Annotated in this window: 13 protein-coding genes; 1 reads left to right on the top strand and 12 read right to left on the bottom strand. The window is 35.0% G+C overall.

Going from position 1 to position 15,628, the window contains the following annotated elements; all coding sequences use genetic code 11:
* Positions 1-2: 2 nt before the first annotated feature.
* Positions 3-767, bottom strand: coding sequence for a ParA family protein (locus Q5N74_RS06200; protein ID WP_304387870.1), 765 nt, complete (start codon positions 765-767; stop codon positions 3-5).
* A 201-nt stretch (positions 768-968) separates the two neighbouring features.
* Between Q5N74_RS06200 and Q5N74_RS06195 the strand changes: the two genes are divergently transcribed.
* Positions 969-3,737 (top strand): pitrilysin family protein, encoded by a 2,769-nt coding sequence (locus Q5N74_RS06195; protein WP_304387869.1) that lies wholly within the window; start codon positions 969-971, stop codon positions 3,735-3,737.
* Between the two features lie 186 nt (positions 3,738-3,923).
* Here Q5N74_RS06195 and Q5N74_RS06190 read toward each other — a convergent pair whose 3' ends face one another.
* The 11 genes from Q5N74_RS06190 to Q5N74_RS06140 form a co-directional block, all read right to left on the bottom strand.
* A complete protein-coding gene (locus Q5N74_RS06190) occupies positions 3,924-4,718 on the bottom strand; it encodes a type 1 glutamine amidotransferase domain-containing protein (protein WP_304387868.1) in 795 nt (264 codons plus the stop codon).
* 88 nt (positions 4,719-4,806) lie between these two features.
* Complete coding sequence (locus Q5N74_RS06185) at positions 4,807-5,409, bottom strand: Crp/Fnr family transcriptional regulator (RefSeq protein WP_304387867.1); 603 nt, start codon at positions 5,407-5,409, stop codon at positions 4,807-4,809.
* On the bottom strand, positions 5,381-6,394 hold the full coding sequence (locus Q5N74_RS06180) for a phosphotransferase (protein WP_369686019.1): 1,014 nt from the start codon (positions 6,392-6,394) through the stop codon (positions 5,381-5,383). The genes Q5N74_RS06185 and Q5N74_RS06180 overlap by 29 nt, the downstream gene beginning before the upstream one ends.
* A gap of 28 nt (positions 6,395-6,422) precedes the next feature.
* The gene (scpA, locus tag Q5N74_RS06175; RefSeq protein ID WP_304387866.1) at positions 6,423-8,621 is read right to left on the bottom strand and encodes a methylmalonyl-CoA mutase; all 2,199 of its coding nucleotides are present in this window, start codon (positions 8,619-8,621) and stop codon (positions 6,423-6,425) included.
* On the bottom strand, positions 8,621-9,265 hold the full coding sequence (locus Q5N74_RS06170; protein ID WP_304387865.1) for a hypothetical protein: 645 nt from the start codon (positions 9,263-9,265) through the stop codon (positions 8,621-8,623). The genes scpA and Q5N74_RS06170 overlap by 1 nt, the downstream gene beginning before the upstream one ends.
* Positions 9,258-10,622 carry a methylmalonyl-CoA mutase subunit beta gene (locus tag Q5N74_RS06165; protein ID WP_304387864.1) on the bottom strand — a complete coding sequence of 455 codons (1,365 nt, stop codon included), beginning with the start codon at positions 10,620-10,622 and terminating at the stop codon, positions 9,258-9,260. Before Q5N74_RS06165 ends, Q5N74_RS06170 begins: the two co-directional genes overlap by 8 nt.
* Positions 10,615-10,938, bottom strand: coding sequence for a septum formation initiator family protein (locus Q5N74_RS06160; RefSeq protein ID WP_304387863.1), 324 nt, complete (start codon positions 10,936-10,938; stop codon positions 10,615-10,617). The genes Q5N74_RS06165 and Q5N74_RS06160 overlap by 8 nt, the downstream gene beginning before the upstream one ends.
* A 2-nt stretch (positions 10,939-10,940) precedes the next feature.
* Positions 10,941-11,546, bottom strand: a complete 606-nt coding sequence (gene udk, locus Q5N74_RS06155) for a uridine kinase (RefSeq protein WP_304387861.1) — start codon at positions 11,544-11,546, stop codon at positions 10,941-10,943.
* A 66-nt stretch (positions 11,547-11,612) separates the two neighbouring features.
* Positions 11,613-12,014 (bottom strand): cytochrome c, encoded by a 402-nt coding sequence (locus Q5N74_RS06150; RefSeq protein WP_304387860.1) that lies wholly within the window; start codon positions 12,012-12,014, stop codon positions 11,613-11,615.
* A gap of 10 nt (positions 12,015-12,024) precedes the next feature.
* A complete protein-coding gene (locus Q5N74_RS06145) occupies positions 12,025-13,149 on the bottom strand; it encodes a PQQ-dependent sugar dehydrogenase (RefSeq protein ID WP_304387859.1) in 1,125 nt (374 codons plus the stop codon).
* Between the two features lie 20 nt (positions 13,150-13,169).
* Positions 13,170-15,467: a TonB-dependent receptor gene (locus Q5N74_RS06140; protein ID WP_304387858.1), complete on the bottom strand. Its 2,298-nt coding sequence runs from the start codon at positions 15,465-15,467 to the stop codon at positions 13,170-13,172.
* Between the last annotated feature and the right edge of the window lie 161 nt (positions 15,468-15,628).

The raw sequence follows: 15,628 nt of genomic DNA, 5'->3' as shown, positions 1-15,628 counted from the left end.
ATTTATGCGTTTTTAATGATAATTTCTTTTGCTAAACTTAAGTAGTTGCTCGCTCCTTTACTGGAAGCATCGTAATTGATAATGCTTTCACCAAAACTTGGTGCTTCACTTAGTTTTACATTTCGTTGTATAATTGTTTGAAAAACCATGTCGTTAAAGTGTTTTTGAACCTCTTCAACTACTTGGTTAGACAATCTTAAACGCGAATCGTACATAGTTAGTAATAAACCTTCTATGTCTAATTCGGGGTTGTGTATTTTTTGAACACTTTTTATCGTGTTTAAAAGCTTACCTAAACCTTCAAGTGCAAAATATTCACACTGAATTGGGATGATAACGGCATTGGCAGCAGTTAAAGCGTTAAGTGTTAACAGACCTAAGGATGGTGCACAATCAATTAAAATATAATCGTAATCGTCTTTAATTTCTTCCAGTGCTTTCTTTAGCATATATTCTCTATTCTCTTTGTCAACTAGCTCTATTTCAATAGCTACTAAGTCGATATGTGCAGGAATAATATCTAAATTAGGCGTTTCTGTTTTTAAAATAGCATCTCTTGCAGAGCTAGAATGTTCTAAAAGTTGGTAGGTACCTATTTCTACAGTTTCTACATCAATTCCTATTCCAGAAGTTGCATTTGCTTGAGGGTCAGCGTCAATAAGTAATACCTTCTTTTCTAGAACGCCAAGTGAAGCGGCTAAATTTATGGATGTTGTTGTTTTTCCAACGCCTCCCTTTTGATTTGCAATTGCAATGATTTTACCCATTAAATGATTTGGTTTTATGAACGGTAAAAATACAATTATTTATTAGGAATAAAAACCAAAAATGTTAACAGTTAACTAAAAGAAAATTTGAACAATTTAAGACTATAGATGTGATATAGTTAACATTTGATATTAAAATGTAATGTATTTAACACTTTGTTTAAATAGAATTACTATTTTTAGCAAAACAATAATTTAAATATGAGAAAAATCAATCAAAAAATGAAATCATTTACGCTATTTATTGTGTTAGCCTCTATGTCTGTAGTGGCACAGGCTCAAATAAAGAAAATAGCGAGTGTTGAAGGTATCAGTGAGTATATGCTTGATAACGGTATGAAAGTGCTGTTGTTTCCAGATAATTCCTCTCAGACTATCACGGTGAATATCACCTATTTAGTAGGGTCGAGGCATGAAGGGTATGGCGAGAAAGGAATGGCGCATTTATTAGAGCATATGGTGTTTAAAGGCACCCCAAATCATCCAGATATACCAAAGGAATTAACGGCTAGAGGGGCAAGACCTAATGGAACTACTTATTACGACAGAACCAATTATTATGAAGCCTTTAATGCGAATGATGAAAATTTAGATTGGGCTTTAGATTTAGAAGCAGACCGAATGATTAATTCATATATAGCGAAAAAGGATTTGGAGTCTGAATTTTCGGTAGTTAGAAATGAATTTGAGAGCGGTGAAAATTCGCCATCAAGAGTGTTAATGCAAAAGGTGATTAGTGCTGCATATATGTGGCATAATTACGGTAATTCAACCATTGGTAACCGTTCTGATATTGAGCGTGTTCCAATTGATAATTTAAAAGCTTTTTATAAAAAATATTACCGTCCAGATAACGCTGTATTAATGGTTACTGGAAAGTTTGAAACCGATAAAACTTTGGCCCTAATTGAGAAGAAGTTTTCTGGTATTAAAAACCCTAATATTCCATTAAGAGATATTCCTACTATAGAGCCTGCTCAAGATGGTCAAAAACGTGTTAGCGTGAGTAGAGTGGGTGATTTACAAATTGTATCAACGCTTTATCATATCTCGGCAGGATCTCATGAAGATTATGCGGCTATGGCTGTTGCAGAACAAATTTTAACAGACCAACCTTCAGGGAGACTTTATAAAGCTTTGGTTGATGGTAAAAAAGCATCGACTGTTTGGTCTTATGCACCAGTAACAAAAGAGCCATCATTTTTATATATTAATGTAGATGTGCCTTCTGATAAATCTTTGGCTGAAGCTGAATCGACTTTGTTGTCTGTTTTAGATGGACTTAAAGATAAACCTGTAACCGAAGAAGAGGTTAACAGAGCTAAAGCTAATTTACTAAAGGGTTATGATCAAATAAGTAGAAATTCGGCATATTTAGGAACTTATATGAGTGAATTTATTGGTGCAGGCGATTGGAGATTGTCATTTATTCAACGTGATCGCGTTGAAACGATGACTGTAGAAAAAGTGAATGCAGCTATTCAACGTTATTTAATAAATACAAATAGAACTGTAGGTGAATTTGTTCCTAGTAAGCAGCCTATTCGTGTAGAAATTGAACACACCGAAGGTGTAGAAGCCTTAGTTGCTAGTTATAAAGGAAAAGAAGGTTATGGAGCAGGCGAGGCGTTCGATGTGTCTTATGATAATATTCAGAAAAGATTAGATTCAGGAACTTTATCAAAAACACCTATTGAGTATGGTTTTATAAATAAAGACAATCGTGGTAAAACGGTAACGCTATCTTTTACCTTTAGAACAGGTAATGTAAATGACTTTATGAACAAAGGTCGTGTAGCAAGTTATACAGCTAGAATGCTAAATAAAGGGTCTAAAAATAACTCTAGACAGGATATTGAAGATAAGTTGAGTGCTATAAAATCTTCTATTGGTTTTGGTGGCTCTAACGGTCGTGTTACAGCAAATATTAGCACTACGGAAGCGTATCTTATGGAGACCTTGGCATTAATGACAGATATGTTGAAAAATCCAAAATTTGATGCTGATGAACTTGAAAAACTTAAAACTCAGGAATTAGCAGGTATTGAACAAAATAAAACAGAACCTCAGTTTTTAGCAAGTAAAAAATTGTCCTTATTAAATGATTCTTATAAAAAAGGACATCCATTGCATGTAACCACTATCGAGGAAGATATTGAAGAGATAAAAGCAGTTTCAGTTAAAGCGATGCAAGATTATTATAACACGTTTTATGGTATTTCAAATAGTGCGACTTTAATTGCTATCGGAAATATTAATGAGGAAACTATTAAAAATTATTTCGAAAAGGAGTATGCTGATTTTAAATCGAAAAAAACATACACACCTATAGCAGATAAGTTTTCTTCCAATAAAGCTGTAAATGAAAATATTAAAACACCCGATAAGAAGAATGCTTTTAGTTTAGGTATTTTATCTTTTGAAGGAAGTCAAGTTGATGAAGATTATGCTGCTTTACAAATAGCAAGTCAAGTTTTTGGAGGTGGTGTTTTGAGTTCTAGAATAACAACACGTTTGCGTCAACAAGACGGTGTTAGTTATGGTGCAGGTGGACAAATGCGTGTTGATGCCGATAAGAATGATAAGAAATCGTCTTTACTGGTTTATGCTATTTATGCGCCAGAGAATGCTGCAAAAGTACAAACGGGTTTTAAAGAAGAAATAGAACGTTTTATTAAAGACGGTATTACAGAAGAAGAATTAGAGGTTGCTGTTACTAGTTGGGTACAAGGTGAAAACGTGTCGAGAGCTAAAGATAACGAGTTGTCGTCCATGATAAACAATAACTTGTATTATGGCAGAGACATGGGCTTTCATGAAGCTATTGAAACTAAAATCACCTCATTAACAGTTGCAGATATTAATAAAGTAATTAAAAAATATTACAAAACTTTTGATAAGTGGACGGTTGTAAATGCAGGCGATTTTGTTGAACAACCTATTACAAATGAAGAAAAGAAAGTAGATTAATTTTACTTTTATTTTTAAAAAGCCAACCCATACAAGTTATAGGGTTGGCTTTTTTATGTAGATTTATTAGGGATAGCAGATTTATAATTCGTCGTTTATCGAAGCAAACTATCTATCTTAAAAAAAAACCGCTGTTTGAGTATTTACTCAAACAGCGGTTTTTTATGTATAAAGTTTAGGACTTGTTTATTTTTCCAATCTTTTTAATAATAATTCAGCAACAAGTTCTGATGATGCTGGGTTTTGTCCTGTAATTAATAAGCCGTCTTCAACAGCATATGGTCCCCAATCGTCACCTTTTGAGAATTTTCCGCCGTTTTCCTTTAGCATATCTTCAACTAAAAAAGGAACTATTTTGGTTAATTGCACAGCTTCTTCTTCAGTATTTGAAAATCCTGTTACTTTTTTCCCGTTTACTAAAGGGCTACCGTCTGCATTCTTAGTGTGTCTAAAAATACCTGGTGCATGGCAAACAGCACTTACAGGTTTGTTATTTTTATAGAAAGCTTCAATAAGTGCTATTGAGTGCTTATCTTCAGCTAAATCCCATAAAGGGCCGTGGCCACCTGGGTAAAATACAGCGTCGTAATCTGCTTGATTAATAGACTCCAATTTTAATGTTTTCGATAAAATGGCCTGAGTTTCTTTATCTGCATTAAACCTAACGGTTGCTGGTGTTTGGAAATCTGGTAATTCACTTTTCGGGTCTATAGGTGGTTGTCCTCCTTTTGGTGAAGCTAAAGTGATTTCTACGCCTTTATCTTTTAAAAGGTAATAAGGAGCTGCAAATTCTTCAACCCAAAATCCTGTTTTTTCACCCGTGTTGCCAAGTTCGTCGTGACTTGTTAATACAAATAATATTTTTTTCATTTTTTCTGTTTTTGTTGTAGATAAATTTTCTGTTTGTTCTTTCTTTTTAGGAAGGTTATTACATGAGGTAAGCCCAATAATAACAGCCATTGATGCCAGTAAAAGTTTCATAGTTTTAATGTTTTAGTAAATCCGTTTTTAAATGATGTTACAAAACTATGTATCTAAAGTCGTAAAAAAATTGATGTATGATAAGAAACTAGTCTTTGGTCAATTCTTTTCTAATTCTACTTAAAGTTTCTGTGGTAACCCCTAGATATGAGGCGATGTGGTAGTTTTTTACGCTTTGTTCTATGTTTGGGTAGGTGTTTATAAATGAGGCGTATCTTTCTTTAGCAGATTGAGATAAGCCTCCAAGTATTCTTTTTTGAAAATTTGCGAAGGCGCCTTCCATTTTTTTTCTGAAGAAGGTTTCTAATTGCGGGATTTCAACGCACAAAGCGTCCATGTCTTCTCTAGAAATTTTATATATCACAGCGTCTTGAATACATTCAATACTCATAACGGCTTTGGTTGTTGAGAAAAAAGCGGTGTAATCACTTATCCACCAGTTTTTAATTGCAAATTGTATGGTGTGTTCTTTTCCTGAGTTGTCGGTATAGCAGGTCCTTAAACACCCGTCTGAAACAAAGTATTGATGGTTAACACTCTTGCCAGCGTTTAAAAGGATATCTCCTTTTTTTATGGTGAGTTTTTCAAGTTTACTTTCTATATGAATGCTTTCATCTTCAGAAAAGGGAATGTCTTTAAAAATCTCAAGTATAATGGTGTTTTTAGTGTGCATGTTCGTTATTGTATTCAATCCAAGATTTTAATCTACCAGTAAACATTTTTAAATAATTTTCAGATAGAAATATATTCGACCAATCGAACCTTTTCGCTTGGATACCAAGATAATAAATGAAAACAGCTAATCCCGCTTCTGGAATTAATTTTAATTCATGGTTTGGTATCGTTCTAACACTCGAATAGCCCTTTATGAAATGTAGCTTCTTCCGTTCGTATATTTCTTTATCCGTTTCTATATAAAAAAGTTGTTTGCAAAAATAGCCAACATCTAAAACCTGACTTCCATTTCCGCAAAAGTCAAAGTCGAAAAAGGTGATTTCTTTTTCATTTAAAACAGCCATGTTATCGTACCAAATATCTAAATGAACAAGGCCTTTTTGAGTACTTTCAAAATCGGCCAGTTTCAGCGTGTCATTAACTTCTTTGAGATACACCATTTCTGGTAACGTTTCAGAGAAGTATTGTTTTAAATGTTGAAATGGTAATTCAAGCATCGATTTTGTGTCATATACCTCTCGATCCATTGATTTGTTGTTAGTGAGATTATGAAATTGCGCCATCAAAGATCCTATAGTGAAACAGGTTTCATCATCCATGAATCTCACTTTACCTCCTTCTGCAAATGAAAAAAGTACGGCATATCTTTGACCTTCAGGGGCATTTATATCGTGAATAAACGTGCCGTTTGTATCTGGAATAGGGAAGGAGACCGATAGGTTGTTTTCTTTTAGAAAATTTAAAAGTTTAATCTCCTCGGTAATTTCAGATTTTGCTCTCCAATTGTAACTGTAAACTCGTAAAACATATTTAGTTTTAGTGTCTGAAATAAAATAGGTGTGATTTATGCCTGTTCTGAATAATTCACAATTGAAATTTTTATCTAAGTTGTAACGTTCTTTAATAAACTCACCCAGGTCTTTGGCGGAAATTGTTGAAGCGGTAACGGGGAAAACGGACATTTGTTTTTGTAATTGTGACTTATAGCCGATTGAATACACAGTGTGACGTTTATTTTGAATGTGATTTTTAACCAATCAATATTTTTAAAATGTCAATGGCTGCTTCGCTAATTTTAGTACCTGGACCAAAAACGGCAGTAGCACCCGCGTCTATTAAAAATGGGTAATCTTGTTTTGGTATCACGCCACCAACAATAACCATAATATCCTCGCGACCGTATTTTCTAAGTTCGGCGATAACTTGAGGTACTAAGGTTTTATGACCCGCAGCTTGTGATGAAATTCCTAAAATATGAACATCGTTTTCTATTGCCTGTTTAGCAACTTCTTTGGGGGTTTGAAATAGCGGACCAATATCCACATCAAAGCCAACATCGGCATAACCCGTAGCTACTATTTTGGCACCGCGATCATGACCATCTTGTCCCATTTTGGCGACCATAATACGGGGTCTTCGGCCTTCTTGTTTGGCGAATATATCGGCTAATTCTTGTGCCTTTTTAAACGAGACGTCATTTTTTATTTCTTTACTATACACACCAGAAAACGATTTTATTTCAGCTTTATAACGGCCAAAAACAACTTCAAGTGCATCACTTATTTCTCCTAGAGTGGCGCGTTCTCGAGCAGCTTCAACAGCTAAAGCTAATAAATTATAATCCTCACGATTGTGGGGAACTTTTGAATTTTCAGAATTTTTTTCATTCGAATTTAATGAAAATTTCGCTGCTTCTGTTAGTTTTAATAAGGCTGCCTTTACTTTTTCAGGATTCCGTTCCGCTTTAGTGGTGTTTATGCGTTCAATTTGTTGTTTTCGAACGGTTTCATTATCGACTTCTAAGGTCACTATAGCGTCTTCTTTTGTAAGCTTAAATTTATTAACGCCCACAATAATATCTTGATTCGAATCGATACGCGCTTGCTTTTTTGTGGCAGCTTGTTCAATACGCATTTTGGGGATGCCAGCTTCAATAGCTTTAGTCATGCCTCCAAGTGCTTCAACTTCTTCAATTAAAGCCCATGCTTTTTGTGCAATGTCATCGGTTAACTTTTCAACGTAATAACTACCAGCCCAAGGATCCACTGTTTTTGTTATTTTAGTTTCCTCTTGTAAAAAAAGTTGCGTATTTCGTGCAATACGCGCGGAAAAATCGGTTGGTAATGCAATTGCTTCATCAAGCGCGTTGGTATGTAAACTTTGTGTACCACCAAAAGCGGCTGCTGCGGCCTCAATAGTGGTTCTGGCAATATTATTAAACGGGTCTTGTTCTGTTAAACTCCAACCAGAGGTTTGGCAATGTGTTCTTAGAATAAGTGATTTTTCATTTTTCGGGTGGAATTGCTTTACCAATTTAGCCCAAAGCATACGTGCTGCACGCATTTTGGCGATTTCCATAAAATGATTCATACCAATCGCCCAGAAAAACGACAGTCGCGGGGCAAACGAGTCTATATCCATGCCGGCATCAAGTCCTTTTCTTATGTATTCTAAACCATCTGCTAAGGTGTATGCCAATTCAATATCGCAGGTGGCTCCTGCTTCTTGCATGTGGTAACCAGAAATACTGATGCTGTTGAATTTTGGCATGTTTTTACTAGAATACTCAAAAATATCTGATATGATTTTCATCGATGGCCTAGGCGGGTAGATGTACGTGTTACGCACCATAAACTCCTTTAAAATATCATTTTGAATGGTTCCGGATAGCTGTTCAGTTTTAACACCTTGTTCTTGCGCTGATACTATGTAAAAAGCCATAATGGGTAACACGGCACCATTCATAGTCATGGATACACTCATTTTATCGAGTGGAATTTGGTCGAAAAGTAGTTTCATGTCTTCCACCGAATCGATTGCGACACCTGCTTTTCCAACATCACCCATCACACGTTCATGGTCGCTATCATAGCCTCTGTGTGTTGCCAAATCAAAGGCTACCGAAAGTCCTTTTTGCCCTGCAGCTAAGTTGCGTCTGTAAAAAGCGTTGCTATCCTCAGCAGTCGAAAAACCTGCATATTGCCTAATAGTCCATGGTTTTCGAACATACATAGTGCTGTAAGGTCCACGTAGGTTTGGTGTTATACCTGCCGCAAAATGAAGGTGTTCTAAATGCTCAATATCTTTTTTTGAATACGTGGGTTTTATATCAATGCCTTCAGCGGTTGCAAATGTTTTTTGTTCAGTATGAGGTATTCCTGTTGCCTGTGGCTTTTGGTTTCCATCAACTGTTTTTAAACGAATATGCTGAAGGTTCTTTCTAGACATTATAGTATTGTTTTTTGTAAAAACGGGTCGAAATTCACATCAAAACCGGTTAATAATTGAATGTAAATGGTTTTATTATTTGCCGATACGATGTATGATGAATTAAAACTAGTGGATTGCTTTTTGGTGTTTTCAATTTTATGAATTGCCTTGAATACTTGAGTGGTACTATTGCTATTGAATTTTGCCGTTATTTTAGTAAAATTTAAATCGGTTGTTCTCGATGTTTTCTCATTATTCATCGAAATTACCCCTAAAAGATACTGTGCATCGCCTTTTTGCATTGGCATAAAGGGAATCGTGTTTATGGTGTAGGTCGAGCGGGTGCCTTCATCAAAAAATATATGAAAGTTGCCTTCCATAGCGCGTAACAACTCCAAACGTTGTAGTTCTAGTTTATAATCTTTTTTGCTAGCTAAGGAGTCTAAAAGTTTTTCGTACCCAGCTCTTGAGTATTTTTTAAAACTAAGGGGGAGATAAATTTTTATTTGGTCTTCGGTTAAAAAATGATACTTGCCTTGCACATCCTCCATATCGCTAACTTCTATCCAACTTTTAACATCTTTAGCGATGCTTAAACATGAGGTGTTGCTCAGCATGAAAAGGCTAAAAAGGAGATGTAATATAAAGCTGCTTTTATTCATTTTTCAAACGTTCTTGTTCTAGCTTTTCAGCGAGTCGTTTCTCGATTATAGGTTCTATTAAAGTTTTTCTTTGATGTATTTTCACAAATGGGTAAAGCTCTAGTTCTTCCTTCATGGCATCATGAAGGTTTGGGTGTTTGTTGGTTCCTAATAAAATAAGGTCACCAGCGTTAAACTGTTGCTGTTCCTTGGCTGCACTTTCTTTTATTTTTCGTTGAATGGTGCCTTCTTTTAATTGTTTTAAAAAACCACCGTTGGCTTCTATATCCTTAAAAAGCACTAATGCTTTTTCTGCAAGTTGTTGGGTTAAAGATTCGATATAGTAAGCACCGTCCGACGGATTGTTAACCTTATCAAAGTAGCTTTCATTTTTCAAAATTAAAAGCTGATTGCGAGCCATTCGTTCACTAAACGCATGGGCTTTTTTGTACATGGCATCGTAGGGTAAATTACAAATGGTATTGGCGCCACCAAGTACGGCACTCATACATTCGGTAGTGCTTCTTAATAAGTTAGTGTTGTAATCGTATATGGTTTTATTGCGTTTTGTTGGAGTTACGGTTATGTGACATTCGGTGTTTACTTGGTATTCTGAAGCTAATGTGCTCCAAAGGATACGTAAAGCACGTAATTTCGCAATTTCAAAAAAGTAGTTAGTTCCTACCGATGTTTCAAAGTTTATTTGAATAGTTTGTTTGGTTTCAGTATCAAAATCACCATCAATTGCATTTAGGTATTCGTTGGCATGTGCAAGGCTATAGGCTAATTGTTGAACCATGTTCGCGCCTGCATTTTGGTATAAAGTAGCATCAATAGTAAAACCCTTGGTTTGCTTAATTATGGTTTTGAATTTGGTGAAATCGTCATTTATAGAATGGAACCAATTACCAGATCTAGCTAAATTTCCAATAATGTCTGTTTGAACCGCTATTTGCGCTTTGGCGGAACTGGAATTTATTTTTTCAATGAATGTTTCAGAAAGAAATTGAAGCTCTAAAAAGACAGGGGTGTTATCAATATTTTCTAATAATTCATCAATTGAAACGTCTTCATTTGGAATGATGAATTTGATGCTTTCTGCACCGCGTTGAATCGCTTTAAGGGCTTTTTGGTTTGATTTTTCAATATTGGCAACAAAAATGGTTAGACAAATTTTCCATGCAGTCGCGGTGGTGTTTGAAACTTCTGGAAGGGTTTTAAAGTCTTCGGCATTATAAAATGGTTTAACCGAAATGTCTTCATTGCTTTCCCAAATAAGCGTGTCGTTATAATCGTCGCCTTTTAAATCGAACTGAATTTTTTGTTTCCACTGTTTCGCTGAAACTGAATTGAATTCATCAAACAAACCGTTAATCATCTATTTTAATTTTTAAACTGTCTTCGTATTCAATAATATAAATTTCCTCGTTATCCCGTTTCATATAATATTCCTCACGAGCAAATTTCTCTAAACCATCTTTGGTATTGAGTGTTTTTATAGCTTTATTATCTTTCTCTATTTCTTTTTTATAGTATTCTTTTTCACTTTCTAAGGCATCAATATCTGTATTTAATTCATGATGAATTAACCAAGAGTTGGCATCAAAAAAAAGCATCCAGACTAAAAATACAGCCAATATGAGTATGAATATATTTTTAAACGGTTTAAGTATTTTGTGCTTAAAAAAAGTCATGCTTACAGCTTGTTATTAATAATGGTACGAACAATATCTACCGCTACGGTATTGTGTTTGTTGTTTGGTATAATAATGTCTGCGTACTCTTTCATAGGTTCTATAAACTGGTTGTGCATGGGTTTTAATGTGTTTTGGTAACGTGTTAGTACTTCGTCTAAATCTCTACCACGTTCAGAAATATCACGTTTTAAACGGCGTATTAAGCGCTCGTCCGTATCTGCATGCACAAATATTTTAATATCAAACATGTCCCGTAATTCGGGGTTCGTTAAAATTAAAATCCCCTCTACAATCATTACTTTTCTGGGGTGTGTTAAAATGGTGTCGCCCGTTCTATTGTGTTTAACGAAGGAATAAACGGGTTGGTGTATAGGGTTTCCTTTTTTTAATTCTTTAAGATGATTTTCTAAAAGATCAAAATCAATAGATCTTGGGTGATCGAAATTTATTTTAATACGTTCATCGTAGCTTAAATGCGTGGTGTCTTTATAATAAGAATCTTGTGAAATGACGCCAACTTCACCTTCAGGAAGTTCGTTAAGTATTTGATTTACAACTGTTGTTTTTCCGCAACCTGTGCCGCCAGCAATTCCTATAATAAGCATGTATAATGTCGTTTAATTAACCTTCTACAAAGTTAGTTAAATGTATATCAATTAAGGTGTCTTATTTTATTTTTTGATTTTTGAAACCTCGGCTTCGGTTACTAGTTTGTTGTTTTTATTACCCCAACTATTGGAGATGTAGTTCATAACATCTGCCACTTCATCATCACTTAAACCCAAAGGAGCCATAACACTGTTGTACTTTTTTCCGTTAACGGTAATCTCACCTTGCATACCATATTTAAGGCCTTTAATGCTGGCTTCTCTGTTTTTAATAAGGTAATCGGAATTGGCAAGTGGTGGATAAACTTTTTCAACGCCTTTTCCATTTGGTAAATGGCAGGACATGCAAAAATCGGTATAGATTTCGTGACCTCTTTCCATACTTTCTTTGAGTGCGTCTGTTTGTGAGAAACTAGAAAACACAACGGAAAGTGTAACGAATAAACTTAATAGGGCAGACTTCATAACTGTTTTTTTATTTTTGAGGAACTATTTTAACGATACCTTTACCTTCTATGGCTACATAAATAAAGCCGTCTGGTGCTTGAATAACATCTCTAACACGACCCATTTTTTCAAACAGTTTTTCGCGTTTTACCACTTTTCCATTTTCAAGTGTTAAACGTTCTAAATATTCAAATTTAAGGGAGCCTACTAATAAGTTGCCTTGCCATTCGGGGTATTTGTTTGATGTAACAAAAGCCATTCCGCTAGGTGCAATAGAAGGAACCCAATAAAATTCAGGTTGCTCCATGCCTTCTTTCTCGGTAATATCTGTAAATGAGGTGCCGCTGTAATTAATACCATAGGAGATTACTGGCCAGCCAAAGTTCTTTCCTTTCTTTATGATATTAATTTCGTCTCCACCTTGAGGTCCATGTTCGTGTTCCCAAATATCTCCCGTTTCCGGGTTTTTTATTAAGCCTTGTGGGTTTCTGTGGCCATAACTATAAATAGCTGTTTTGGCATTTGGTGTGTTCACAAAAGGGTTATCCGTTGGTACAGTGCCATCATCATGTAAACGGTATATTTTACCACAATCGCGGGTAATGTCTTGCGGGTTTTCATCGCGTTCACCACGCTCACCTATGGAGAAATATAAATAACCATCGTTATCAAATTCAATTCTAGAACCAAAATGCTGTCCTTTCTTGGTGTTAGGACTAGCTTTGTAAAGTACTTGCTTTTCAACTAAAGTATTGTTGTTTAATTTGGCACGCATAATGGCTGTATTGCCACCGTCTCCTTCACCTTCCGCGGAAGCGTAAGAGAAGTAAATCCATCCGTTTGTTTCGTAATTTGGATGCAATTTGATAGCCATAAAGCCACCTTGACCTCGCACATATATTTCAGGAACGCCAGAAATAGACGTTTTTGTGCCATTTTTAAAATGAATGAGTTCTCCCGATTTTTCGGTAATTAGCATGCTGTTATCAGGTAAAAAAGCGATGCCCCAAGGAATGTTAATATCTGAAACGACAAGCTCTGCGGTGTAATTTTCGTTTACCGGGCTGGTTGCTTTTATTTCAGATTCAATTTGTTGCGCACAAGCGCTTAATGAGATTAATATAAGGGCGAATATAATATGGAGTTGTTTCATCTTTTTTTTTATAAATTTAGTTAAAACATATAACTTAAGTTTATTCCCGTGTAATAATTTATGGGATTGCCTGGGTAATAGTACCTTGGAGCAGCACCCCCAAAGCCTGTGGCGTTGATTAGTATTTGCGATGCGTAGTGTTTGTTGAATACGTTATCCAAGCCAAAATAGACATTAAGCTTCAGGTTTTGATTGATGTTTTGTCTGTATCCCAATTTTATATTGGTTAAGTTATAACGGTCTGAAAACAAAATATTGCTGTCTGTCATAGGGATACGTCCAACATACTGATAGTTTATGCTTGAATAGAGGCCTAATTTAGTATCCAAATCGATACCTGAATTGAACACATTCGATGGAACTCCCGTTAATATATTACCAGAAAAATTGGTGTCATCATCTATGAATTCTTTGAATTTAAAATTATTGAGGGTGTATGAAGTATAGTGATTTATTGATATTTTTTCTGATTGTAGCCAGTCATATTTTAGAACAACTTCCAAACCATCATGCCGTGTTTTTCCAGCATTAACGCCAATAAATTGGTCGTCACCTGTTCTTCTCGCGACCAAAAGGTTACGCACATCAAGTCGATATAATGCAATATTAAGTTGCAACCGGTTGTCGAAAAAAGTACTACGCGAACCAATTTCGAAATTCCATCCAGTTTCAGGTTTTATGTTCGTATTAATTAATCCATCTGGAAGTAAGGTTTCTTCAGTTGAAGGTGGAGAGAAACCATGACTTAGGTTGGAATAGATGCTTACGTTTTCTGTAAATACATGCGATATGCCAAATTTAGGAGAGAGCATACCTTTGAATTTATAATTACCCGATTGGTCTGGGTTTTCATCTGTAATAAATCGGTCTATAATTTTATAAGATGTCTGGTTTAAATTTAAGCCAATTGAAAGCGTTGTTTTTAATGACATATTATAATTGGTCTCGAAAAAGAGATTGTAATAGGTGCGATGCTCTTTAAAATCGGAAAACTTAGCACCTTCAACACTGCCTGTGCCTGCGGGATACTCTTTATATAAGTTTTCGAAATTTCTTGATTTATAAGTGTCTTTAAAAATTTCACCACCAAGTGTCCAATTAATTTTTTTAAATCGTCCTATAACCCGACTTCTTATACCATACGCCGCCGTGTTTTCAGTAAGAATATTGAAGGGTCTGGGTTCATAAGCTTCTTTAAATGATGTAAAAACACTTGTTACCTGTTTTGTGTTATTATTGAATTGATGCTTCCATGAAGCACCAATAATAGCGCGTTGCGAATCTTCGTAGCCTTTAGATTGTGCCCAAGTAAAAGCGGCCGATTTTGGATTGTTTATATAGGTGTTTTCGTTTATTGAACTTGGTATAAATGCATTCAAATTCACGTAACTAGCTAAAATAGCAATGTCGTCTTTCTTACTTAAAAAGTGATTGCTATTTACGGTAAACGTCTTTCGGTTATATTCATTATTATCTCTATAGCCGTCACTATGGGTGCTGCTATAAACGGCCCGAAAACTATGTTTGGTACTGCCATGATTTACATTTAAAATACTTTTTAGGAGTCCGAATGATCCAAGTGAAATGTTACTATTAATAGAAGTCTCATTTAAATAAGCACTTTGCGGAATGAGATGAATTGTGCCTCCCAATCCGGCACCATAAATACTTGAACCAGCACCTTTAATGATTTCAAGGCGGGAGATGGAACCCAATTCAAAATCTTCAATAGTGGTTGACCCGTTGCCAGAAGTAAGCGGAATGTCTTGAAAATAGGCTCTAATTTTTGAGGTTCCATATAAGTTTCTAGAACCAATACCTCTTATAGATATTTTGTTAGTGTTTAAAGCGCCAGATTGCATAAATACACTGGGAATGCGATTTAAAACATCGTTAAGATTGGTGGTGTTGCCTCTATTTATGTCTTTTAATGTGATAAGATCGATTGTTGTATGTGCTGTTTTTAATTTTTGAGGTAGGTGATGCGCGCTAACAATGACTTCGTTTAGGTACGACGGATTTAGATCTAATTGAACAATGGTAAAGTTTGATTTTAAATAGTAACTTTTTTGTTGATATCCTGTTTTTACAAATTGGTAGATTCCTTTTTTAGGTAGTTCAAATTGCCCGGAAACATTAGAAATTGTAACAATTCTATTTTCAAGGTCCTTAATAACTACATTTTCAATGGGAGTTCCGTTTTCAATGTCAATAATTCGGCCTTTTATAAACTGTTGTGAATAGGAGTGAAACGTTGCGAAAAGTAAAACAACTAAAAAAGATATTGTTTTTAATATGAGTTGTTTATGTTTTTTCATTTGAAAAAAAAGTGAATTATTGAGCTTGCTTAATAAATATTGAAATAGGTTGGTGCTACTTTTAAAAGCTTAAAAGTAGATTTTTTAAAATTAAATAAAATATTTGACGAGTATATTATTTAAAAAAGTATATTTGCATCCCGTTACAAGAAAATATTTCT

The sequence above is a fragment of the Mariniflexile sp. AS56 genome (assembly GCF_030552475.1).
In the GTDB taxonomy this organism is placed as follows: domain Bacteria; phylum Bacteroidota; class Bacteroidia; order Flavobacteriales; family Flavobacteriaceae; genus Mariniflexile.
The sequence above is the reverse complement of the archived record's forward strand: the minus strand, read 5'-3'. Positions and strand labels throughout refer to the sequence as shown.

What these genes read in the sequence shown, in the direction of transcription:
- Q5N74_RS06200 (WP_304387870.1), bottom strand. Translation starts at nt 767, where the DNA reads ATGGGTAAAATCATTGCAATTGCAAATCAAAAGGGAGGCGTTGGAAAA.
- Q5N74_RS06195 (WP_304387869.1), top strand. Translation starts at nt 969, where the DNA reads ATGAGAAAAATCAATCAAAAAATGAAATCATTTACGCTATTTATTGTG.
- Q5N74_RS06190 (WP_304387868.1), bottom strand. Translation starts at nt 4,718, where the DNA reads ATGAAACTTTTACTGGCATCAATGGCTGTTATTATTGGGCTTACCTCA.
- scpA (WP_304387866.1), bottom strand. Translation starts at nt 8,621, where the DNA reads ATGTCTAGAAAGAACCTTCAGCATATTCGTTTAAAAACAGTTGATGGA.
- Q5N74_RS06170 (WP_304387865.1), bottom strand. Translation starts at nt 9,265, where the DNA reads ATGAATAAAAGCAGCTTTATATTACATCTCCTTTTTAGCCTTTTCATG.
- Q5N74_RS06165 (WP_304387864.1), bottom strand. Translation starts at nt 10,622, where the DNA reads ATGATTAACGGTTTGTTTGATGAATTCAATTCAGTTTCAGCGAAACAG.
- Q5N74_RS06160 (WP_304387863.1), bottom strand. Translation starts at nt 10,938, where the DNA reads ATGACTTTTTTTAAGCACAAAATACTTAAACCGTTTAAAAATATATTC.
- udk (WP_304387861.1), bottom strand. Translation starts at nt 11,546, where the DNA reads ATGCTTATTATAGGAATTGCTGGCGGCACAGGTTGCGGAAAAACAACA.
- Q5N74_RS06150 (WP_304387860.1), bottom strand. Translation starts at nt 12,014, where the DNA reads ATGAAGTCTGCCCTATTAAGTTTATTCGTTACACTTTCCGTTGTGTTT.
- Q5N74_RS06145 (WP_304387859.1), bottom strand. Translation starts at nt 13,149, where the DNA reads ATGAAACAACTCCATATTATATTCGCCCTTATATTAATCTCATTAAGC.
- Q5N74_RS06140 (WP_304387858.1), bottom strand. Translation starts at nt 15,467, where the DNA reads ATGAAAAAACATAAACAACTCATATTAAAAACAATATCTTTTTTAGTT.